Origin of the sequence: Nonomuraea cypriaca (genome assembly GCF_015645445.1) — a bacterium.
GTDB classification, from domain to species: domain Bacteria; phylum Actinomycetota; class Actinomycetes; order Streptosporangiales; family Streptosporangiaceae; genus Nonomuraea; species Nonomuraea cypriaca.
The window spans coordinates 23,464-43,199 of record NZ_JADOGI010000081.1; the positions used below are offsets into that span (position 1 = coordinate 23,464).

Annotated in this window: 23 protein-coding genes; 11 read left to right on the plus strand and 12 right to left on the minus strand. The window is 70.8% G+C overall.

Features of this window, described 5'->3' with window-relative positions:
• Positions 1–22: 22 nt before the first annotated feature.
• Positions 23–271, minus strand: a complete 249-nt coding sequence (locus ITP53_RS25565) for a nuclear transport factor 2-like protein (RefSeq protein WP_195897980.1) — start codon at positions 269–271, stop codon at positions 23–25.
• 153 nt (positions 272–424) lie between these two features.
• On the opposite strand from ITP53_RS25565, the gene ITP53_RS25570 reads away from it, so the two are divergent.
• Entirely contained in the window at positions 425–991 is a 567-nt protein-coding gene (locus ITP53_RS25570; protein ID WP_195897981.1) for a TetR/AcrR family transcriptional regulator, read from the plus strand.
• On the opposite strand, the gene ITP53_RS25575 is transcribed toward ITP53_RS25570, so the two are convergent.
• The 3 genes from ITP53_RS25575 to ITP53_RS25585 all read right to left on the minus strand — a co-directional run bounded on the left by ITP53_RS25575 (position 951) and on the right by ITP53_RS25585 (position 2,119).
• Positions 951–1,148, minus strand: a complete 198-nt coding sequence (locus ITP53_RS25575; RefSeq protein WP_195897982.1) for a hypothetical protein — start codon at positions 1,146–1,148, stop codon at positions 951–953. The two genes, ITP53_RS25570 and ITP53_RS25575, sit on opposite strands and share 41 nt — an antisense overlap.
• A gap of 222 nt (positions 1,149–1,370) precedes the next feature.
• Positions 1,371–1,808: an SRPBCC domain-containing protein gene (locus ITP53_RS25580; RefSeq protein WP_195897983.1), complete on the minus strand. Its 438-nt coding sequence runs from the start codon at positions 1,806–1,808 to the stop codon at positions 1,371–1,373.
• Entirely contained in the window at positions 1,805–2,119 is a 315-nt protein-coding gene (locus tag ITP53_RS25585; RefSeq protein WP_328815725.1) for an ArsR/SmtB family transcription factor, read from the minus strand. The genes ITP53_RS25580 and ITP53_RS25585 overlap by 4 nt, the downstream gene beginning before the upstream one ends.
• A gap of 86 nt (positions 2,120–2,205) precedes the next feature.
• Between ITP53_RS25585 and ITP53_RS25590 the strand changes: the two genes are divergently transcribed.
• Positions 2,206–2,544 carry a VOC family protein gene (locus ITP53_RS25590; RefSeq protein ID WP_195897984.1) on the plus strand — a complete coding sequence of 113 codons (339 nt, stop codon included), beginning with the start codon at positions 2,206–2,208 and terminating at the stop codon, positions 2,542–2,544.
• Positions 2,545–2,626: 82 nt separating this feature from the next.
• Here ITP53_RS25590 and ITP53_RS25595 read toward each other — a convergent pair whose 3' ends face one another.
• Positions 2,627–2,989 (minus strand): cupin domain-containing protein, encoded by a 363-nt coding sequence (locus ITP53_RS25595; RefSeq protein WP_195897985.1) that lies wholly within the window; start codon positions 2,987–2,989, stop codon positions 2,627–2,629.
• 76 nt (positions 2,990–3,065) lie between these two features.
• Positions 3,066–3,605 (minus strand): dihydrofolate reductase family protein, encoded by a 540-nt coding sequence (locus ITP53_RS25600; RefSeq protein WP_195897986.1) that lies wholly within the window; start codon positions 3,603–3,605, stop codon positions 3,066–3,068.
• A 106-nt stretch (positions 3,606–3,711) separates the two neighbouring features.
• Between ITP53_RS25600 and ITP53_RS25605 the strand changes: the two genes are divergently transcribed.
• Complete coding sequence (locus tag ITP53_RS25605) at positions 3,712–4,182, plus strand: pyridoxamine 5'-phosphate oxidase family protein (protein WP_195897987.1); 471 nt, start codon at positions 3,712–3,714, stop codon at positions 4,180–4,182.
• Between the two features lie 28 nt (positions 4,183–4,210).
• Here ITP53_RS25605 and ITP53_RS25610 read toward each other — a convergent pair whose 3' ends face one another.
• Genes ITP53_RS25610 through ITP53_RS25620 form a run of 3 tightly spaced genes read right to left on the minus strand, consistent with a single transcriptional unit; the run spans position 4,211 to position 6,751 of the window.
• Entirely contained in the window at positions 4,211–4,972 is a 762-nt protein-coding gene (locus tag ITP53_RS25610; protein WP_195897988.1) for an SDR family NAD(P)-dependent oxidoreductase, read from the minus strand.
• 52 nt (positions 4,973–5,024) lie between these two features.
• The gene (locus ITP53_RS25615) at positions 5,025–6,311 is read right to left on the minus strand and encodes an ArsB/NhaD family transporter (RefSeq protein WP_195897989.1); all 1,287 of its coding nucleotides are present in this window, start codon (positions 6,309–6,311) and stop codon (positions 5,025–5,027) included.
• A complete protein-coding gene (locus tag ITP53_RS25620) occupies positions 6,308–6,751 on the minus strand; it encodes a CBS domain-containing protein (protein WP_195897990.1) in 444 nt (147 codons plus the stop codon). Before ITP53_RS25620 ends, ITP53_RS25615 begins: the two co-directional genes overlap by 4 nt.
• A gap of 229 nt (positions 6,752–6,980) precedes the next feature.
• Here ITP53_RS25620 and ITP53_RS25625 point away from each other — a divergent pair, with 229 nt between their 5' ends.
• The 4 genes from ITP53_RS25625 (at position 6,981) to ITP53_RS25640 (ending at position 11,430) form a co-directional block, all read left to right on the plus strand.
• Complete coding sequence (locus tag ITP53_RS25625; RefSeq protein ID WP_195897991.1) at positions 6,981–7,379, plus strand: VOC family protein; 399 nt, start codon at positions 6,981–6,983, stop codon at positions 7,377–7,379.
• A gap of 26 nt (positions 7,380–7,405) precedes the next feature.
• A complete protein-coding gene (locus tag ITP53_RS25630) occupies positions 7,406–7,747 on the plus strand; it encodes a YciI family protein (protein WP_195897992.1) in 342 nt (113 codons plus the stop codon).
• A complete protein-coding gene (locus tag ITP53_RS25635; protein WP_195897993.1) occupies positions 7,744–8,952 on the plus strand; it encodes an RNA polymerase sigma factor in 1,209 nt (402 codons plus the stop codon). Before ITP53_RS25630 ends, ITP53_RS25635 begins: the two co-directional genes overlap by 4 nt.
• 111 nt (positions 8,953–9,063) lie before the next feature.
• Positions 9,064–11,430: a HelD family protein gene (locus ITP53_RS25640; protein WP_195897994.1), complete on the plus strand. Its 2,367-nt coding sequence runs from the start codon at positions 9,064–9,066 to the stop codon at positions 11,428–11,430.
• 69 nt (positions 11,431–11,499) lie between these two features.
• On the opposite strand, the gene ITP53_RS25645 is transcribed toward ITP53_RS25640, so the two are convergent.
• Positions 11,500–11,952, minus strand: coding sequence for a MarR family winged helix-turn-helix transcriptional regulator (locus ITP53_RS25645; RefSeq protein ID WP_328815733.1), 453 nt, complete (start codon positions 11,950–11,952; stop codon positions 11,500–11,502).
• A 98-nt stretch (positions 11,953–12,050) separates the two neighbouring features.
• Between ITP53_RS25645 and ITP53_RS25650 the strand changes: the two genes are divergently transcribed.
• Positions 12,051–15,353 (plus strand): efflux RND transporter permease subunit, encoded by a 3,303-nt coding sequence (locus ITP53_RS25650; RefSeq protein ID WP_195897995.1) that lies wholly within the window; start codon positions 12,051–12,053, stop codon positions 15,351–15,353.
• A 70-nt stretch (positions 15,354–15,423) separates the two neighbouring features.
• Here ITP53_RS25650 and ITP53_RS25655 read toward each other — a convergent pair whose 3' ends face one another.
• The gene (locus ITP53_RS25655; protein ID WP_195897996.1) at positions 15,424–16,710 is read right to left on the minus strand and encodes a PP2C family protein-serine/threonine phosphatase; all 1,287 of its coding nucleotides are present in this window, start codon (positions 16,708–16,710) and stop codon (positions 15,424–15,426) included.
• Between the two features lie 201 nt (positions 16,711–16,911).
• Here ITP53_RS25655 and purB point away from each other — a divergent pair, with 201 nt between their 5' ends.
• Together purB and ITP53_RS25665 are read left to right on the plus strand one after the other, a co-directional pair.
• Positions 16,912–18,342, plus strand: a complete 1,431-nt coding sequence (purB, locus tag ITP53_RS25660; protein ID WP_195897997.1) for an adenylosuccinate lyase — start codon at positions 16,912–16,914, stop codon at positions 18,340–18,342.
• Positions 18,339–18,608 (plus strand): GNAT family N-acetyltransferase, encoded by a 270-nt coding sequence (locus ITP53_RS25665; RefSeq protein ID WP_195897998.1) that lies wholly within the window; start codon positions 18,339–18,341, stop codon positions 18,606–18,608. The genes purB and ITP53_RS25665 overlap by 4 nt, the downstream gene beginning before the upstream one ends.
• 82 nt (positions 18,609–18,690) lie before the next feature.
• Here the strand turns inward: ITP53_RS25665 and ITP53_RS25670 are convergent, their stop codons facing one another.
• On the minus strand, positions 18,691–19,119 hold the full coding sequence (locus ITP53_RS25670) for an ester cyclase (protein WP_195897999.1): 429 nt from the start codon (positions 19,117–19,119) through the stop codon (positions 18,691–18,693).
• 83 nt (positions 19,120–19,202) lie between these two features.
• On the opposite strand from ITP53_RS25670, the gene ITP53_RS25675 reads away from it, so the two are divergent.
• A partial coding sequence (locus ITP53_RS25675) for a DUF4037 domain-containing protein (RefSeq protein ID WP_236051179.1) occupies positions 19,203–19,736 on the plus strand: 534 nt, incomplete at its 3' end.

The following is a 19,736-nucleotide window of genomic DNA, read 5'->3' on the forward strand; positions in this document are numbered from 1 at the left end:
GGTATCGAGGGCGGTGGTGCGTTCATATATCGCGTCCCATGGCGGCCGCGGCCGCCAGGATGTTGGCGTAGTCGCGCAGACGTGCGATCTGCCCGTTGCGCACGGTGAGCACAACGATGTTGGGAAGCGCGAACTCGCCGGTGGTGGCGCTGGTCCCGAGGGCTTCCTGCTCCACGATGATCGTTTGCGGATCGTCGCCCGCGTCCGTGAGGTGGCCGTGGAGATTGATCAGGTCGTTGATGTCGATACGGTCTTGTTCCGACAGCGCCATAGGGGCGGCCCTCCATGCTTTGAGGTGGGCCATGCCAGTAAGGTGAGGCATGGTCCGGTTAGACGGGCACAGTAACGGACTGTGTCCCCGGTTAGCAAGCGAGCGGTGATTGAGCTGGCAGGTCACGGTCCGCGGTCGCGTACCGGGCGTCCGATGCGCGCGGACGCCCGGCGCAACTACGAGCAACTGGTCGAGCAGGCGCGAATCGCGTTCGCCGAGTTCGGCGTGGACGCCTCCTTGGACGAGATCGCCCGGCGGGCGGGGGTGGCCAGCGGGACGCTGTATCGGCATTTCCCCACTCGGCTGGATCTCATAGAGGCAGTGCTCGCCGAGCAGATGGCGGAGTTGGCCGGCCTTGGCCGCGAGCTGCTGACGGCCGAGGACGAATTCGACGCGTTGTCCACGTGGTTGCGTGCCGCGCTCATTCATGCCTTGACCTATCGAGGTCTGTCGGCCGCGGTGATGAACTCGGCCCTCGACCGCGAGAGTGGCCTGGTATCGACCTGGCATGCGGAGTTGTTCGAGGTGGGGGCCGCCTTGCTGGCGCGGGCGCGGCAATCAGGGGCGGTGGTCGCCGATGCGGACGAAGCGGATGTGCTGAAGATGGTCGGCGCCATCGCCTGGGCCGCCCAGGACAGCCCGGACCGCTCAGCTCAAGCCGACCGCCTGCTCGCCCTGCTCATGAGCGGACTGCGTCACGGCGGCGTCCAGCCGCGGTGACGCCGACCACGCCGACCACGCCGACCACGCCGACCACGCCGACCACGCCGACCACGCCGACCACGCAGGCCCGCTGATGCCACTGGCCGCCCGGTTGCCGATCGAGCCCCGACGCCAGCGTGGACGGCGCGCGCGCCTCATCGACCAGCTTGACCATGCCGCCGTGCCACAACCCGTCGCTCGCGTGAGCCGGCCGATCGGATCGACCCCACTTCCTGGCGTCGCACCAGCAAGGTCATCCTGGCCCACCCCGGCGGAGACGGCTTCGTGTCGCTGAGGGTTGAGTCGGCATCGCGGACAACACCGTCGAGCAGACGATGATCCGCTTCGGACGTCGCACCCTGGGGCTCGCCTTCCACTGCCCGGCGAACGGAGGCAGCTAGCCCTTCCACTGCCCGGCGAACCAGCCCAGCGCGATGTTCCACGAGTAGCCGCGCCGGATCCGCCCCGCCACGTCCGGGGGCAGCGTGTCGAGGCCGCGATGCTCCAGCAGCACTTCGGTTCCGCCCTCGACCGGGCTGAAGGCCACCTCGATCTCCATTCGGGCGCCCTCGTTGATCAGGTCGGCCCAGACGAGGCGGTGCGGCGGCTCCCAGGCGATCACGCGGCCGGTGTCGACGTGGCCGCCGTCGGACCACAACTCGCGCAGGTAGCCGTCCTCGAACCGGATGGCGACCGCGCGGGCGGGGTCGACCCAGCTGTGGCGGCCACGTACGTACCAATGGTCGATCTCGTCGGTGAAGATCCGGAACGCGGTCGCCGGATCGACCGGCACGGTGACGCCGGCCCGGACGGAGCTCGCCGGCACGGGCGTCATCGGTTGCGCTCCACGTGGTCCTTGAACGAGCCGAGCTGCTCGGCCCAGAACGCCTGCACCTGGTCCAGCCACGCCTGCAGCGCCATGAACGGCTCCTGGCGCAGCGTGTAGAGCCGCAGCCGGGCGTCGGCGCCGCCAGCCTCAGCCTCTACGAGCCCGCCCGCCCGCAGCACCCGCAGGTGCCTGCTGAGGGCGGGCGCGCTCATCTGCACGGCCTGCGCCAGCTCACCGGCGGGCCGCGGGCCCTCGCGCAGCAGGTCGATCACCTTGCGCCGGGTGGGATCGGCGAGCGCCGCAAGTGTCGCGTCCACATCATTAACGTTGTTGTTAATCTTTGCCTGCTTCCGTTAAGCTCTTAATCCTTAACGCTACCGGCAATTATTGCGGAGGTACGCACATGACTGTCGAACTCGGCTACTACACCCTGTCCGTCCTGGACCTGGACCGGGCAGCCGCCTTCTACGGGGCGCTGTTCGGCTGGGAGTTCAAGCGAGAGCACGAGACGTACCTGCACGTCACGAACGTGGATGTGCCCATGGGCTTCACCTCCGACGGGCCCTCGTCGCAGCCGAACCTCTACTACCGCGTGAGCGACGTCGACGCGACGGCGGAGCAGGTCCGCAAGCTCGGCGGCGACACGGGCGAGGTGTTCGACAGCGCGTCCGGGCGCGGTTGCACGTGCACCGACGACCAGGGAACGCTGATCAGCCTCTGGCAGCCCGCCCCCGGCTTCTGAGCCGTATTGACGGTGCTGACGCCGATCACCGGCGCGGCCTCGAAGACCGCCCCGGTGATCGGCCGGATGATCGGCGCACGGCTCAGACGCCCGCGGCCTTGGCGTAGTCGGCGACTCCGCTCGAGAAGTCGTACACGATGGCCTGCTCGTCGCCCACCACCCAGGCGTCGTGCCCGGGCGGGCAGACGAAGACCTCGCCCGGCCCCACCTCGGCCTCGGTGCCGTCGTTCGTCCGCAGGCGCAGCCGGCCCGCCACCATGAACGAGGTGTGGTGGGCCTGGCAGGAGTCCGTGCCCACGATCGGCTTGACCGACTCCGACCAGCGCCAGCCGGGTTCGAAGGTGGCCACGCCGAAGCTCAGCCCGGTCAGGTTGCAGACGTCCAGGTGTCCGCGCGGGAAGTCGCGGCGCTCGTCCGGTTTGTCGACGCTCTTGACTTCGATCATGACATTCCCCCCTCCGTCAGGTTCAGTCTGACACCAGGCATACGCCATCACAAGGCATCTGACCTGGGCAAACGCATCAGTTTTCGACCGCGTACGTGGACTGGACGACGCCCGCGCCGAACACCTGGGTCGAGCGGTGCGCGAGCGGGACGTCACCCCCGAGCGGACCGAACAGCGGCGACCCGGTGCCCAGCAGCACGGGCACCGTGGTGATGGTGATCTGGTCGATCATCCCGGCGCGCAGGAAGGTGCGGATCACCTGGCCTCCGTCGACGTACACGCTCTTGGCGCCCCGCTCCTCCAGCGCCGTCACCAGTTCGCCGAGGTCGCGGTGGACGGTGACGCGCGGGTCGGCGCCGGCCTCCAGCGTGGTGCTGAGGACGGCCACGTGCAGCCCGTCGTGCGGCCAGGAATCGTACGTGAGCGCCGGCTCGTAGGTGCCCCGGCCCATGACGACGGTGTCGATGCCCTCGATGAACGCGTTATAGCCCAGGTCACCGCCCGCGGCCTCGCCCCGGCTGGTGAGCCACTCGAGGTCGCCGTCCGCGCGGGCGATGAACCCGTCGAGACTCGTGCCGATGAACACCGAACATCTGAACGTACGGCTGCGTGGCATGATCAAATCCTTCCCCATTTATAAACGTAGATTCATTTATAAACTATCGACCGATGTCCGGCCACGCCAAGCCGATTCTGTCGGTGCCGGTGAGCATGATGTCGCCATGGCTTCGTGGAACGAGTTCGACAGGCAGGCGCCGGAGCTCGCCGGCGTGGCCCGGCGGCTGATGGGGGCGCACCGGCACCGGGTCCTGGCGACGTTGCGCAAGGACGGCTCGCCCCGGGTGAGCGGCATCGAGACCAGCTTCATGGACGGCGACCTGTGGATCGGGTCGATGTCCGGGGCGCTCAAGGTGTTCGACCTGCGCCGGGATCCGCGGATGGCGATCCACGCCGCCTCCGACGACCCCGCGGGCGACGATCCGTCGACGTGGGAGGGCGATCTGAAGCTGTCCGGGCGGGCGGTGGAGGTCACCGGCGACGGCGTGCCGGCCTCGTTCCAGTCGCCCGAGCCCGGCTCTCACCTGTTCAGGATCGAGCTGACAGAGGCGGTGTGGACGAGGGTCGAGGGCGACGAGTTGGTCATGGACGCCTGGCACGAGGCGACGGGGGTGCGCCGGTTCCGCCGAAAGTAATCTACAAAGTAAAGGCACCGGGCCGGTTTCAATGCACGGAGAAGCCCCCGTCGACGAACAGCATCTGGCCGGTGACAAACGCGGAGGCGTCACCGGCCAGAAAGACCGCCGCGCCCGCGAAGTCGGCGGGCACGCCGTTGCGCCCGACCATGTGGCGGGCGGCCAGCGCCTCGACGCGGCCGGGGATGGCCTGGGCGGCCTCGGTGAGCGGGGTCAGCACGAAGCCGGGGACGATCGTGTTGACGCACACGCCGGCGGCCGACCACGCCTCGGCCTGGGAGCGGGTCAGCCCGGCGATGGCGGCCTTGGCGGCGCCGTACGCGCCGCTGTGGCCGAAGGCGCTGATGGACTGCTGGGAGCCGAGGTTGATGATCCGTCCCCAGCCGCGCCCGGCCATCCGCGGTCCGAAGTGCCGGCCGAGGAGGTAGGGGGCGGTGAAGTTGACGGCGAGGGTCTGCTCGTAGTCGCCGGCGGTGAGTTCGGCCATGGGTTTGCGGATGTTGTTGCCGGCGTTGTTGACCAGGATGTCGATGTCGCCGGAGGTGGCGCAGACGCGCTGGACGTCGTCGCGGTCGCCGAGGTCGGCGCGGATCCGGGAGGCGGTGACGCCGTGCCCGCGTAGCCGGTCGACGGCCTCGTCCAGTTCGTTCTCCCGGCGGGCGGCCACCACGATCTCGGCTCCGGCCCGTCCGAGGGCCTCGGCGATGGCGTACCCGATGCCGGAGCTGCCGCCGGTCACCAGGGCGCGGCGGCCGCGCAGGGAGAACAGGTCCTGTAGATAGTCAGACACGGTCGGAGAAACTAGCACCTGCCCGCGCGGCCGCTCCGCGCCCAGGCCGCTGTCAGATGAGGTAGCGCAGCCACAGGTACGGCGCGACCAGGGTGACCGTGACCACCGTGACGATCAGGCCGTACTTGGTGAACTGCCAGAAGCTGATCGGCGTGCCGTTGCGGGCGGCGATGCCGAGCACGACGACGTTGGCGGCGGCGCCGACGGCGGTGGCGTTGCCGCCGAGGTCGGCGCCGAAGGCCAGCGCCCACCACAGCACCTGCCCCGCGTTGTCACCGGCCTGGACGAGCTGGTCGACGATCGGGCTCATGGTGGCGACGTACGGGATGTTGTCCACGATCGCCGACAGCACAGCCGAGGCGCCGAGCAGTCCCATGGTGGTCAGCTCCGGCCGCCCGGCGGTGGCCTCGACGGCCAGCTCGGACAGCCGGCCGATGACGCCGGTCTCCACCAGGCCGCCGACCATGACGAACAGCCCGGCGAAGAACACCAGCGTGGGCCACTCCACTTCGGCGATGGCCTGTTCGGTGGTCACCTTGGTGGCCGCGACCAGGACGCCGGCGCCGAGCAGCGCGACGACCGACGGTTCGTAGTGCAGGACCGGGTGCAGCACGAACGCCGCCATGACCAGCGCGAGCACGGCCAGCGACTGCCACAGCAGCCGCCGGTCGGCGATGGCCTCCCGCTCGTCCAGCGCCATGATCTCCGCCGCGCGTTCGGGGTCGTAGCGGAAGGTGCGCCCGAACATCAGCCAGCACAAGAGCAGGAACACCGCCATCAGCACGATGATCATGGGCGCCATGTGGATGAGGAAGTCGTTGAAGCTGAGCCCGCCCCGGCTGGCGATGATGATGTTCGGCGGGTCGCCGACCAGGGTGGCCGCGCCGCCGATGTTGGACGACAGCGCCTCGGCGATCAGGAAGGGGGCCACCTTCAGCGCGAGCCGTTCGCACACCAGGAACGTCACCGGCGCGATCAGCAGCACCGTGGTGACGTTGTCGAGCAGCGCGGAGGCGACCGCGGTGATGAGGACGAGCAGCACCATCAACCGGAACGGCCGCCCACGAGCCCGCTTGGCGGCCCAGATCGCCAGGTATTCGAAGACGCCGGTCTGTTTGAGCACGCCGACGATGATCATCATGCCGAGCAGGAGGAAGATGACGTTCCAGTCGATCCCGGAATGCTCGGAGAAGAACGCCGCCCCGGCGTCGGTGGCGTGGATCAGCAGCATGATCCCCGCGCCGCCGAGCGCGGCCGCGACCCGGTGCATCTTCTCGGTGGCGATCAGCGCGTACGCGGCCAGGAACACCGCCACGCTCACCCAGGAGAGCACGGTCATGAGGCGAGCACCCGGTCCAGCAGCGCCTGCAGGGTCACCGCGCCGGTGAGCCGGCCGTCCTCGAGGATGGCGACCAGCGGGCTGCGGGTGCGGGCCATCAGCGCGGCCAGCTCCAGCACGGTGGCGCCGGGGTCGGTGACCGGCAGCTCACGCCGGTGCCGCGGCAGGGCTTCGCGTACGGTGCGCACGCCCAGCCCGTGCAGGAACGCGTCGGCGTGGGCCTCGTCCACCACCCGGGCCAGCGCCGGGTCGTCCTGGCAGTAGGCGGGCACGGCCAGCCTCAGCACTTCCGTGCCGGGCAGGATCGTGAACGGCGATCCGTCGTCCCCGACCACGATGAGGCCGGGCAGATCCTGGTCGGCCAGGAGTCTGGCCGCCTCGAGAACGGGTGAATCCAGGGCGACGGTGGGAAAGTCGGCAAGTAGGTCACGGGCGCGCACGCGCTCATCCTTCGCTCGGTTGGGGATGGGACGTGCCGACCAGACTTCCCGGCTCACCTACGACCACCCTATAGGCGATCCCGATGACTCCGTACATGTGTTCGCTGGCCTGGACCCGGCGCCGGATTTCTCGCCGCGGTGTCGTATCGGCGGGGCCGCCGATCGTCTTATGGATGAGGGCCCGCGGAAAGAGGCCCTCCACCAGGCTGGTTCCACGAGGGAGCGGATCATGAATCCAACGCTGAACACCATCGCCCTCGTCGTGTCCGACATGGACGCGACGATCGCCTTCTACGCCCGTCTCGGGCTGGACTTCAAGCTCGACCCGAACACCCCCGAGCACGCGGGCTGTGACCTGCCCGGCGGGCTGCACGTGATGCTGGACACCGAGGGTTTCCGCACGCCGTTCCTGCCGGGCTGGAGCGCACCCGCCGGCGGGCCGCGTACGCTGCTGTGCTTCGAGTTCGGCACCCCGGCCGGGGTGGACGCCAAGTACGCCGAGCTGGTGGGGGCCGGCTACCACGGGATCGCGGAGCCGTTCGACGCGTTCTGGGGCATGCGTTACGCCACGGTGGCCGACCCGGACGGCAACGGCGTCGACCTGTACGCCACGCTTCCGTCGGCTTGACAGCACACCACCAAAGGAGATCGGGCATGAAGTACGTGCTGATGTTCGTGGAGACCGAGGAGTTCGCCAGGGAGTTGGAGGCGATGGGTGAGCTGGAGCGGGAGGCCGCCTACGCGGCGGTGGGCCGCTGGTTCGCCGAGCACGCCGACCAGATCACCCACCACACGCACCTGCACCCGGTGCACACCGCGACCACGGTGCGGCTGGACGGCGGTGCCGAGCCGGTCGTCACCGACGGGCCGTTCGTGGAGGGCAAGGAGGTGGTCAGCGGGTTCGCCGAGGTCGAGGTGGCCGACCTGGACGAGGCGCTGAAGCTGGCCCGCTCGTGGCCGGCCTGCCCGGTCGTGGAGATCCGCCCCGCCTCATGACCGGACCGGCAGGCGAGCACGAGGAGACGCTGGCCCGGGTGGTGCGTGAGCACGCGGGCCGGCTGGCCGCGTCCCTGGTGTCGCTGCTGGGCGACTTCTCCGCCGCCGAGGATCTGGTGCAGGACGCGGTGGAGACGGCGCTGCGCCGCTGGCCCGCCGAGGGCGTGCCGGACCGGCCGGACGCGTGGCTGTTCACCGTGGCCCGGCGGCGCGGCCTGGACGTGCTGCGCCGCGAGTCGCTCTACCGTGCCAAGCTGGCGCGGCTGACGTGGCCGGAGCCCGCCCCGCGCGACGACCGGCTCCGGCTGATCTTCACCTGCTGTCATCCGGCGTTGTCGCGGCCGGCGCAGATCGCGCTGACGCTGCGGGTGGTGTGCGGGCTGAGCACGGCCCAGATCGCGGCGGCGTTCGTGGTGCCGGAGAGTACGGTGGCGCAGCGGATCACCCGCGCCAAGCGGAAGATCGGCGAGGCTGGGATCCCGTACCGGGTGCCGGCGGCGGAGGATCTGCCCGGGCGGCTGGATGAGGTGCTGGCGGTCGTCTATCTGCTGTTCAACGAGGGCTACCTGTCGAGCACGCCGGACCGGGCGCAGGCGCGCGACCTGGTGGAGGACGCCGAGTGGCTGGCCGCGCTGCTGGCCGGCCTGATGCCGGGGGAGCCGGAGGTGGCCGGCCTGCTGGCGTTGATCCGGCTGCACCGGGCGCGTGGCGCGGCCCGTTTCGACGCGGGAGGGCGTCTGGTGCTGCTGCGTGACCAGGACCGCGGCCTGTGGGACCGGCGGGCCATCGCCGAGGCCGCCGCGTCGTTGATGCGGGCCGCGAGGGCGCACCGCCGGCCGGGGCCGTACCAGGTGCAGGCGGCGATCGTGGCCTGTCACGCCGAGGCGAGCAGGTTCGAGGACACCGACTGGGCGCAGATCCTGGTCTTGTACGACATGCTGCTGCGGGTGGCGCCTTCACCGGTCACGCGGCTGCACCGGGCCGTCGCCGTGCGCTACATCCAGGGGGTGAAGGCGGCCCTGGCCGAGTTGACGGATCTGGAACGGGCGCTGGAGCGCTATCCGCTGTTCCACGCCACCCGGGCCGAACTGCTGCGCGATCTGGGGCGTCGCGAGGAGGCTAGGCGAGCGGATGAGCGGGCGCTGGAGCTGACCGCGAATCCGGCCCAGCAGGCGCTGCTGCACGAGCGCCTCAACTGGCGCTGACCGGCATGCGGTGAAAAGGGGGTTTGCGCGCGAAGACGGGTGAGGACTAAGCTCGAATGCTGCAGTCAAAAAGCAGGCTTCACAGTCCTCCCGTTAGGAGTATACCACCGAATGGGTAATCGTCAAGATGGTCTTGTGGAAGCCCTTGACGTCGAGCAGCGAACTGTGTCGTGGCTCTACGGCCGGCTCGACGTCGCCAGGGGGCGGGCGCAGGCGGCGCTGCGTCAGGTGTACGCCAGGGGCGGCGGCACCCGTCAGGCGATGGTGGAGCGCGAGGCGCTGGCCGGCGAGCAGGCGCGCAGGCTGGCGCAGCTCAACGCGGTCGAGCGCGGCCTGTGCTTCGGCCGGATCGACGACGGCGCGGGGCGCAGCACGTACATCGGCAGGATCGGGTTGCGCGACGAGGGGCACGAGTCGGTCCTGATCGACTGGCGGGCGCCGGCGGCGCGGCCGTTCTACGTGGCGACGGCCACCGATCCCGGCGGGCTGGTGCGGCGCCGGCATCTGCATCTGAAGGACCGGCTCGTGGTCGGCATCGACGACGAGGTGTTCGATCTGGAGGGGATGAGCGAGGGCGATCGGCGGACGCTGGTGGGCGAGGCTGCGCTGCTGGCGGCGTTGCGGCGGGGCCGTACGGGGCGGATGGGCGACGTGGTGGCCACCATCCAGACCGAGCAGGACCGGGTGATCCGCGCCTCGTTGCAGGGGGCGCTGGTGGTACAGGGCGGTCCGGGCACCGGCAAGACGGTCGCGGCGCTGCACCGGGCGGCGTACCTCCTCTACACCCATCGCGACACGCTGGAGCGGCGTGGCGTGCTGGTGGTGGGCCCCAACCCGATGTTCCTGCGCTACATCAGCCAGGTGCTGCCCGCGCTGGGTGAGACGCAGGTGGTGATGACGACGGTCGGGGAGATGTTCCCCGGGGTGCGGGCGAGCGCGGCGGACACGCCGGCGGTGGCGGTGGTCAAGGGCGACGTGCGGATGGCCGAGGTGGTGGCGCGGGCGCTGGAGCTGCGCCAGCGGGTGCCGGAGGGCGACCTGGTGGTGGAGCTGGACGGCTTGCGCCTGCGGGTGCCGCACGCGGTGTGCGAGCGGCTGCGCGAGCGGGCGCGGGCGGTGCGGCTGCCGCACAACATGGCGCGCAAGCTGTACGTGACCGAGATGCTCAAGGAGCTGGCCAAGGCGGAGGCGCGGGCGCTGGAGGAGTCGCTGCACCTGGAGGAGCTGGCGAACGGCGATCCGGAGCTGGCGGAGCTGGCCGAGCCGATGAATCTGGAGGGCGACCTGGACGAGCTGGATCTGGAGCTGGCCTCGTCCCGGCTGTGGGGCGAGCCGGAGGTGCGGCGGGCGGTGGACGACCTGTGGCCGGAGCTGACGCCGCGGCGGCTGGTGTCGGAGCTGCTGGCCTCCCCGGAGACGCTGTGGTCGGTGGCGCCGCCGGGGCTGGACTGGCGGGAGCTGGTGCGCCCGGCGGAGGCGGAGTGGACGGCCGGGGACGTGCCGCTGCTGGACGAGGCGGCCGAGCTGCTGGGCGAGGACGACTCGGCGCGCCGGGCGGCGGCCAGGGAGGCCGAGTCGGAGCAGGCCGGGGACGTGTTGTACGCGAGTGAGGTGCTGGAGTCGACGGGCGTGCTGGAGGAGGGCGTCTTCGCCCGGGCCGACGTGCTGGCCGGGCGGCACGCCGACGATGGTGCCGAGCTGACCACGGCCGATCGGGCGGCGGCGGACCGGACGTGGGCGTACGGGCACGTCATCGTGGACGAGGCGCAGGAGCTGTCGCCGATGGCCTGGCGGATGATCATGCGGCGGGTGCCGGCGCGGTCGCTGACGGCGGTGGGCGACCTGGCGCAGACGGGGTCGGCGGCGGGCGCGCGTTCGTGGGGCGAGGTGCTGGACCCGTACCTGGAGGGGCGCTGGCGGGTGGAGCGGCTGCTGGTCAACTACCGCACGCCGGTGGAGATCATGAGGGTGGCGGCCGACGTGCTGCGGGCGTTCGCTCCTGAGCAGGAGCCGCCGGAGTCGGTGCGCTCGGGCGAGTCTGAGCCGCGGGCGGTGCGGGTGCCGGTGGCGGGCCTGCCGGCGCTGGTGCGCGAGGAGCTGGCGGAGATCGGCTCAGAGGTCGGTCCGGAGGTCGGTCCGGAGGTCGGTCCGGAGATCGGCCCGGAGATCGGCTCGGAGGCCGGCGCCGGGCGGGTGGGCGTGGTGACGCCGGACGCCCGGCATGCGGAGGTGGCGCGGCTGTTCCACCCTGAGGGGGATCTGGACGCGCCGGTCGTGGTGCTGACTGTCGGGCAGGTCAAGGGCCTGGAGTTCGACGCGGTCGTGGTGGTGGATCCCGCGGGGATCCTGGCGCAGTCGCCGATGGGCGGTCAGGACCTGTACGTGGCGGTGACGCGGGCGACGCGGCGGCTGACGGTGGCCTACGAGGGTGAGCTGCCGGAGGTGCTGTCCCGCCTGCCTCAGAAATCTACAATGTAAAGGCGCGGGGGCTGGATGTGACAGAGCTCACCCCTGGCAAAAGCACTTCTACGAAACCAGGGCGCCGGGTCAGTCGTTGACGATTTTGTCGGCGACGGCCCGGATGGTCTGGGTGACGTGGTCGAGGGCGCGCAGCGTCTCGGTGTCGAGGTGGTCCATGATGCGCCGGTAGTGCGCCAGGCCGGCGGTGTTGATCTCCTCGATGAGGGCGGCGCCCGCGGGGGTGAGCTCGACGCGGCGTACGCGGCGGTCGTGGGGGTCCTCGTGGCGGGTGACGAGGTCCTGGACGACCAGGCGGTCGACGATGCCGGTGACGGTGCCGAGGCCGACGCCGAGGCCGTGGGCGAGGTCCTGTCCTGAGGCGGAGCCGCTGACGGACAGGATCGTCACGACCTTGAGCTGGCGCATGGTGAGGTTGCAGGTGAACAGGGGGGATTGGTGCTGGGCGAACAGCCGTCCCAGGCCCCGCTGTGCATCGGTGATCCGGCGGATCAGGTCCTCGCGTTCGTCGTTCACGCTCACCTCTCGCTTCCTGAGAAGGTTATCAGGAATCCTCGATCCATCTAAATATTCGTGCTAGGCGAAGTGTTAGTGTGGGGCGAACTCTTGGAGGGGAGCCTATGACCGCCTTCGCCCGGTTGAGCCTGGTCAACCGCAGCCTTGTGATCTTGATAGCGGTGGTGCTCACCGCGTTCGGCGCGTTCACGATCCCGCAGTTGAAGCAGCAGTTGCTGCCGTCCCTGTCGTTTCCCGGCGCGTTCGTGGTGGCGCCGTACGCGGGGGCGTCGCCGGAGATCGTCGAGGATCAGGTCACCAAGCCTATTGAGGACTCCTTCCAGGGGCTGACCGGGATGGAGCAGATGACCTCGACGTCGAAGGAGGGCCTGGCGCAGATCCAGGTGGCCTTCGAGTACGGCACCGACATCGAGTCGTCGCTGAACAAGATGCAGCAGGCGATCAGCCGGGCGACGTTGCCGGACGGCGTCGAGCCGCAGGTGGTCGCGGGCAACACCGACGACATCCCGGTGCTGGTGCTGGCGGTGGGCGACGGCGGCGACGAGCGGGCGATGGCCGACAAGCTGCGCGAGATCGCGGTGCCGGAACTACAGGCCGTGGAGGGCGTGCGCGAGGCGGCGGTCACCGGCACCCGCGAGGAGGTCGTGACGATCGAGCCGGACGCCAAGAAGATGGCGCTGGCGGGGGTGTCGGCGGCGCAGATCCCCGATGCGCTGCGGGCGAACGGCACGCCGGTGCCGGCGGGCACGCTGGTCGATTCCGGCAAATCGCTGACCGTGCAGGTCGGCACGCGGGTCGACTCGGTGGCCAAGCTGAAGGCTCTCTACCTGACGCCGGCCCAGCCCGCGCAGCCGCAGACCGGCCAGTCCCAGCAGGCACGCCCGCCGCAGACCGGCCAGACCGGCCAGACGGCGCAGACCGGCCAGCCGAGTCAGTCTGGTCAGCCGGGTCAGCCGGGTCAGTCTGGTCAGCCGGGTCAGGGTGCGGTCCCGCAGCGGCTGCCCAAGCCGAAGCCGGTCAAGCTGGGCGACGTCGCGAAGATCACGCGTGGGTTCGCGGACGCCACGACGATCACCCGTACGGACGGTAAGACGAGCCTGGGCGTGTCGGTGACGATGCTGCCCGACGGCAACGCGGTGACGATCTCGCACGAGGTCAGGGAGCTGCTGCCGGACCTGACGAAGGCGCTGGGCGACTCCTCGGACACTGCGGTGTCGGTGGTGTTCGACCAGGCGCCGTACGTGGAGCAGTCGATCGAGAGCCTGACCACCGAGGGCCTGCTGGGCCTGGTGTTCGCGGTGCTGGTCATCCTGGTGTTCCTGCTGTCGGTGCGCTCGACGCTGGTGACGGCGGTGTCGATCCCGCTGTCGGTGGTGATCGCGCTGATCGTGTTGTGGGCGGGCGACTACTCGCTGAACATGCTCACCCTGGGCGCGCTGACGATCGCGGTGGGCCGGGTGGTGGACGACTCGATCGTGGTGCTGGAGAACATCAAGCGGCATCTCGCGTACGGTGAGGCGAAACTCCACGCGATCTTGACGGCGGTGCGCGAGGTGTCGGGCGCGGTGACCGCCTCGACGCTGACGACGGTGGCGGTGTTCGCGCCGATCGCGATCGTGGGCGGGATGGTCGGCGAGCTGTTCAGCCCGTTCGCGGTCACGGTGGCGGTGGCGCTGCTGGCCTCGCTGGTGGTGTCGCTGACGGTGGTGCCGGTGCTGGCGTACTGGTTCCTGCGGGCGCCGCAGTTGGCGCCGGAGCAGGCGCGCAAGCAGCGCGAGGAGGTGGAGGCGAAGGAACGGCGCTCGCCGCTGCAGCGGGCGTACCTGCCGGTGCTGCGCTTCGCCACCCGGTTCAAGCTGGTGACGGTGCTCATCGGGGTGGCGGTGTTCATCGGCACGATGGGGCTGGCCGGCGGGCTGCAGACGAACTTCCTGGACGCCTCCGGGCAGGACACGCTCTCGCTGTCGCAGCGGATGCCGGTCGGCACCGATCTGGAGACCACGGACAAGGCCGCGGAGAAGGTGGAGGGCGTGCTGGCAGACCTGGAGGGCGTGGAGTCGTACCAGGTGAACGTCGGCGGCGGCAACGCCATGCTGGGTGGCGGTGGCGGTGGCGGCGGGGACCGGGCGTCGTACTCGGTGACGATCGCGGAGGACGCCGACACGGCGGAGGTCGAGCGGCGGGTGCGCGAGGGGATCGCCGGCCTGTCGGACGCCGGCGAGGTCACGGTCGGCGGCGCGGCCGCCGCCGGGTTCTCCTCCGACACGATCGACGTGATCGTGCGGGCGGCCGACACCGAGGCGCTGCGCACGGCGACCGGCACGGTCGCCGAGGCGATGGGCGAGGTGGACGGGCTGCGCGAGGTGTCGTCGAACCTAGAGGCGAGCGCGCCCAGGATCGAGGTGGTCGTCGACCGGGAGGAGGCGGCCGAGCGCGGCCTGTCGGAGGGTCAGGTCGGGCAGGCGGTGGCGCAGGCGTTCCGTGGCGCGCCGCTGGGGCAGATCACGTTGGACGGGCGCACCAGTGATCTGGTGCTGCGTGGCGCGGACGCGCCCGAGGACGTCGAGGCGATCGAGGACCTGAGCCTGCCCACGGCGACGGGCCTGGTGAAGTTGTCGTCGGTGGCGGACGTGCGGCAGGTGGCCGGTCCGACGCAGGTGACGAGGATCGACGGTGAGCGCTCGGCGACGGTTTCTGCCAAGGCCGACGCCAGCGACCTGGGGAGTGCGACGCAGGCGCTGACGACGAAGCTGGACGGGCTGGAGCTCGGAGCGGGGGCGTCGTACACGATCGGTGGCGCGTCGGCGGACCAGGAGGAGGCGTTCGCCGACCTGGGTATGGCGATGCTGGCGGCGATCGCGATCGTCTTCCTGATCATGGTGGCGACGTTCCACAGCTTCGTCCAGCCGCTGATCCTGCTGGTGTCGATCCCGTTCGCGGCGACGGGCGCGATCGGGCTGCTGGTCGCGACCGACACGGCGCTGGGTGTGCCGGCCCTGATCGGCATGCTGATGCTCATCGGCATCGTGGTGACGAACGCGATCGTGCTGATCGACCTGATCAACCAGTACCGCGATCAGGGCATGGGCGTGGTCGAGGCGGTGATCGAGGGCGGCCGGCAACGGTTGCGGCCGATCCTGATGACCGCGGTGGCGACGATCTGCGCGCTGACGCCGATGGCGCTGGGGGTGACGGGCTCGGGCGGGTTCATCTCGCAGCCGCTGGCGATCGTGGTGATCGGCGGGCTCATCTCCTCGACGCTGCTGACGCTGGTGCTGGTGCCCACGCTCTACGTGGCGGTGACGAGGAAGCGCGATCGCGGGCCGCGTAGCACCCAGTCCAGCCGTCCGCTGCGCGAGAGCGCCGGCGAGGCGGGAAGCGAGGACCTCGCCGGCCAGCCGGCGTGAGGCCACCCGCCCCCGGCCGGCGTTGTCCCGCCACCGGCCGGGGGCGGTCACCAGCTCAGTGGTGAGGCGGTCAGGCCGTCGCGGGCGACCGGAGGTAGGGGACCGACAGGCAGAGCAGGGCGATGTCGTCCTCCGCTGTGCCGCCATGGTGTTCCAGCAGGCCGTCGCAGATCTCGGCCTCGGTACGGCCGTGCAGCCGTTCGGCGGTCCTGGCCACGTCGTCCATCCCGCGGGCCAGGCTCGTGCCGCGTTTCTCGACGAGCCCGTCGGTGAACATCAGCACGGTGGAACCAGGGGCGATGATGTGCCCGTGGTCGGCGCGGGGCAGGTTCACGTCGACGCCGATGGGCGGGCCGCTGTCGGTGGGCAGGTAGGACGCCTCCCCGCCCGGGGTGATCAGAAGGGGCGGCAGGTGGCCGGCGCTGGCCCAGCGCAGCCGCCAGTCCCATTCCGCGCGTTGTTCCACCTGAGCCAGCAAGATCGTGGCGAGCGGCTCCTCGTGCAGCCGCTGCAGGGCGCGGTCCACCTCATGCAGGACGACGCTGGGTGAGGCGCCGTCGTCGAGGGCGATGACGCGCAGCATGTTGCTGATCTTGCTCATCGCGACCGCCGCCTGCAGGTCGTGGCCCATCACGTCGCCGACGACGAGGCGGGCTCCGTCCGGGAGGGGGATCATGTCGTACCAGTCGCCGCCGACGCTCGGGGTCTCGGTGGCCGGCTGGTAGCGGACCTGCAGGCGCAGCGGGTCCATCTCGATCCGCCGGGCGAGCAGGCTGCGCTGGAACCGCTCGGTCGCCGAGCGCAGGTCCTGGTAGAGCCGGGCGTTCTCGATGGCGACGGCGGCGGCGGCCGCCAGCCCCGTCACGATGTCCTCGTCCTCCTGCGTGAACGGCTCGCCTGAGCGTTTGTCGGCCAGATACAGGTCGCCGTGGAGGGTTCCGCGGGTCCGGATGGGCACGCCCAGCAGGTTGTGCATGGGCGGGTGGCCGCGGGGGAAGCCCGCCGCGTGGGGATCCTGGTCGACGTCGTCCACCCGTATCGGGTGGGCGTGACGCATCATCTCGCCCAGCAGCCCGCGGCCCCGGGGCAGGCGCCCGACGCGGGCGTGCACCTCCGGGTCGACGCCGGCGGTGATGAGCTGCGTCATCTCCTGGCGGGCGTTGAGCACGCCCAGCGCGCCGTAGCGGGCGTCGACCAGCGCCCGCGCGTCGTCCACGATGTGGTGCAGGACCGCGGACAGGTCCAACGTGCCGGAGATCGTCAAGATCGTGTTCATGAACCGGTGCATCCGCTCGTACAGGGCCGCGATCTCCTCCACCTCGGCCTGCAACCGCTCCACGTTCGGTGCGCCAATCACGGGCAATGGCGTGGTGCGGCGCTGTCGATCTCTCCGGCTCACCGTGCATCGCTCCCCCCGGCCACCCGCCCGCCGTTACGGGCCGCCCAAACCCCGTCAGCCCGTCCCTACCCAGGACGATGCGCACCTTTCCTCCGCGGATCCTCGGGGGTACGGGCTGGGTGCCGTACCGGCGGGCTCGTGTGAATACACTTGTCGAACGTGACTTCCAAGCCGCGTATCCCCGATGTCCTGGCCGCCCGCTACGCCTCGCCGGAGCTGACCCGCCTGTGGTCTCCCGAGTACAAGATCGTCGCGGAGCGGCGGTTGTGGCTGGCGGTGCTGCGGGCGCAGGCCGAGCTCGGGGTCGCGGTGCCGGATGGGGCGATCGCCGACTACGACAAGGTGGTCGAGCAGGTCGATCTGGCGTCGATCGCGGCGCGTGAGCGGGTCACCCGGCACGACGTGAAGGCGCGGATCGAGGAGTTCAACGCGCTGGCCGGGCACGAGCAGGTGCACAAGGGCATGACCTCGCGCGATCTGACGGAGAACGTCGAGCAGCTGCAGATCCGCGACAGCCTGGTGCTGGTACGCGACCGGGTGGTGGCGCTGCTGGGCCGCCTGGCGAGCCTGGCCGGGGAGCACACGGCCACGGTGCTGGCGGGCCGCTCGCACAACGTGGCCGCGCAGGCCACCACGCTGGGCAAGCGGTTCGCGACGGTGGCCGACGAGCTGCTGGTGGCCTACGGGCGGCTGGAGGAGCTGATCGGCCGTTATCCGCTGCGGGGGATCAAGGGCCCGGTGGGCACCGCCCAGGACATGCTGGACCTGCTGGGCGGCGACCGCGCCAAGCTGGCCGAGCTGGAGGGCCGGGTGGCGGCGCATCTGGGGTTCGCCGCCCGGTTCACCAGCGTGGGCCAGGTCTATCCGCGTTCGCTGGACTTCGAGGTGGTCACCGCGCTGGTGCAGCTGGCGGCGGCGCCGTCGTCGCTGGCCAAGACGATCCGGTTGATGGCGGGGCACGAGCTGGTCACCGAGGGGTTCCAGGAGGGGCAGGTCGGCTCGTCGGCGATGCCGCACAAGATGAACACCCGCTCGTGTGAGCGGGTCAACGGCCTGGCGGTGGTGTTGCGCGGCTACGCCTCGATGGTGGGTGAGCTGGCGGGCGACCAGTGGAACGAGGGCGACGTGTCCTGCTCGGTGGTGCGGCGGGTGGCGCTGCCGGACGCGTTCTTCGCCTTCGACGGGCTGGTGGAGACGATGCTGACGGTGCTGGATGAGTTCGGCGCGTTCCCGGCGGTGATCTCGGCGGAGCTGGATCGGTATCTGCCGTTCCTGGCCACGACGAAGATGCTGATGGCGGCGGTGCAGGCCGGGGTGGGGCGTGAGCAGGCGCATGAGCTGATCAAGGAGCACGCGGTCGGTGCGGCGCTGGCGATGCGGTCGCGGGGCGCCGCGAACGAGTTGCTCGACCGGCTGGCCGGCGACCCGCGGTTCCCGCTGGACCGGGCGCGGCTGGAGGCGTTGCTGGCCGATCGGGTGTCGTTCACGGGGGCGGCGGCCGACCAGGTGGAGGCGGTCGTGCGGCAGGTGGGCGAGGTGGTGGCGGCGCGTCCGGAGGCGGCGGCGTACCGTCCTGGCGCAATCCTGTGATCCGCGAGCTCCGCGCCGCCGGGGAGGTGCGGCCGGCGTGCGGGGACGACGACCTGGTGATGTGGTTGGCGCAGGGCATGACCGGCCAGGCGCGGGCGTGGGCGCTGGGGGACGCGGTGGTGGTGGCCTGCCCGTGGGTGTCGGCGGAGCTGGTGGCGGCGCACGGGCGGGCGGCGTTGATGGTGGACGACGACAACACGGCGGCGATCGGGGTGTACGAGCGGATCGGCTACCGGCGGGTGATGGCCGCACGTGCCGCCGGCTGACCCGGCGGTGGGCCGGATCCTGATCGGGCCAGGCGCCCGGGGCCACGGGTGGTGGGCCCGAGGTGGGCCCGAGGTGGGGTGGTCAGGCGATGGCCGGGATGGGCATGCCGAGCTGGTTGTAGAGCTCCAGCTGGTCGTGGTAGTCGCGCTCGGTGATGATCAGGCCGTTCTCGATGGTGGACACGGCGGCGCCGCGGATCGCGATGTGCCGTCCGGTCGGCTGCAGCACGCTGCCGTCGGCGAGCTGGAAGGGCCCGTCGTGGGTGCCGGTCATCGTGTACTCGGTCACGGCGGGGTCGTCCAGCAGCGGCTTGTTCCAGGCCGTGAGCTGGACGTCGGGGAAGCTCGCGAAGAGCTGGCCGAAATACCAGCCGAGCTGCTCGGTCCCCTCGACGATCCCCTCCGGTGAGACGTAGACGGCCTCGGCGGCGAAGGACCGGAGGAGGCCCCGCACGTCGTGATCGTTGAACGCGTTGATGACCTCGTCCTTGACCTGCCGGGCACTGGTCACGGCAACCACCCCCGTTCCTCCCTTCCACGCTAGGGGAAAACCGGGTGAGGTTCGGGCGGCGCTGGTGCAGAGTTGACGGCGTGATGTCCGATTTTGTGCCTGGTATCGAGTTGTCGCGTGCCTTCTACCACGAGGTGGTGGCGCCGCTGGTGCCGCGGGTCCCGCACAGCGCCGCGCTGATCGGGCCGGGGTCGGAGGTGCTGGCGTTCGACACGGCCCGCTCCGCCGATCACGACTGGGGGCCGCGCGTGCTGCTGTTCGTGGCGGGTGAGGCGGTGGCCGAGGTGGAGGCGAAGGTGGTGGCCGGGCTGCCGGAGCGGTTCCGGGGGTATCCGACCGTGTTCGGCTACCACGGTGAGGTACGGCCTGGGGTGACGGTGATCGAGCCGGGGGCGTGGCTGGAGGGGCGGCTCGGGTTCGACCCGCGGGCGGGCCTGTCGTTGCTGGACTGGCTGTCGGTGCCGTGGCAGAGCCTGGCCGAGGTGACGTGCGGGGAGGTGTTCCACGACGGCCTGGGCGGGGGCGGGCTGGAGGCGGCCAGGTCGGCGTTGCGCTGGTATCCGCAGGACGTGTGGCGGTACGTGCTGGCGTGTCAGTGGCGGCGGATCGCGCAGGAG

What these genes read in the sequence shown, in the direction of transcription:
- ITP53_RS25595 (WP_195897985.1), bottom strand. Translation starts at nt 2,989, where the DNA reads ATGATCGAAGTCAAGAGCGTCGACAAACCGGACGAGCGCCGCGACTTC.
- ITP53_RS25640 (WP_195897994.1), top strand. Translation starts at nt 9,064, where the DNA reads ATGGGTAATCGTCAAGATGGTCTTGTGGAAGCCCTTGACGTCGAGCAG.
- ITP53_RS25580 (WP_195897983.1), bottom strand. Translation starts at nt 1,808, where the DNA reads ATGACGCCCGTGCCGGCGAGCTCCGTCCGGGCCGGCGTCACCGTGCCG.
- ITP53_RS25605 (WP_195897987.1), top strand. Translation starts at nt 3,712, where the DNA reads ATGGCTTCGTGGAACGAGTTCGACAGGCAGGCGCCGGAGCTCGCCGGC.
- ITP53_RS25590 (WP_195897984.1), top strand. Translation starts at nt 2,206, where the DNA reads ATGACTGTCGAACTCGGCTACTACACCCTGTCCGTCCTGGACCTGGAC.
- ITP53_RS25615 (WP_195897989.1), bottom strand. Translation starts at nt 6,311, where the DNA reads ATGACCGTGCTCTCCTGGGTGAGCGTGGCGGTGTTCCTGGCCGCGTAC.
- ITP53_RS25575 (WP_195897982.1), bottom strand. Translation starts at nt 1,148, where the DNA reads ATGGTCAAGCTGGTCGATGAGGCGCGCGCGCCGTCCACGCTGGCGTCG.
- ITP53_RS25625 (WP_195897991.1), top strand. Translation starts at nt 6,981, where the DNA reads ATGAATCCAACGCTGAACACCATCGCCCTCGTCGTGTCCGACATGGAC.
- ITP53_RS25565 (WP_195897980.1), bottom strand. Translation starts at nt 271, where the DNA reads ATGGCGCTGTCGGAACAAGACCGTATCGACATCAACGACCTGATCAAT.
- ITP53_RS25650 (WP_195897995.1), top strand. Translation starts at nt 12,051, where the DNA reads ATGACCGCCTTCGCCCGGTTGAGCCTGGTCAACCGCAGCCTTGTGATC.
- ITP53_RS25600 (WP_195897986.1), bottom strand. Translation starts at nt 3,605, where the DNA reads ATGCCACGCAGCCGTACGTTCAGATGTTCGGTGTTCATCGGCACGAGT.
- ITP53_RS25635 (WP_195897993.1), top strand. Translation starts at nt 7,744, where the DNA reads ATGACCGGACCGGCAGGCGAGCACGAGGAGACGCTGGCCCGGGTGGTG.
- ITP53_RS25630 (WP_195897992.1), top strand. Translation starts at nt 7,406, where the DNA reads ATGAAGTACGTGCTGATGTTCGTGGAGACCGAGGAGTTCGCCAGGGAG.
- ITP53_RS25570 (WP_195897981.1), top strand. Translation starts at nt 425, where the DNA reads ATGCGCGCGGACGCCCGGCGCAACTACGAGCAACTGGTCGAGCAGGCG.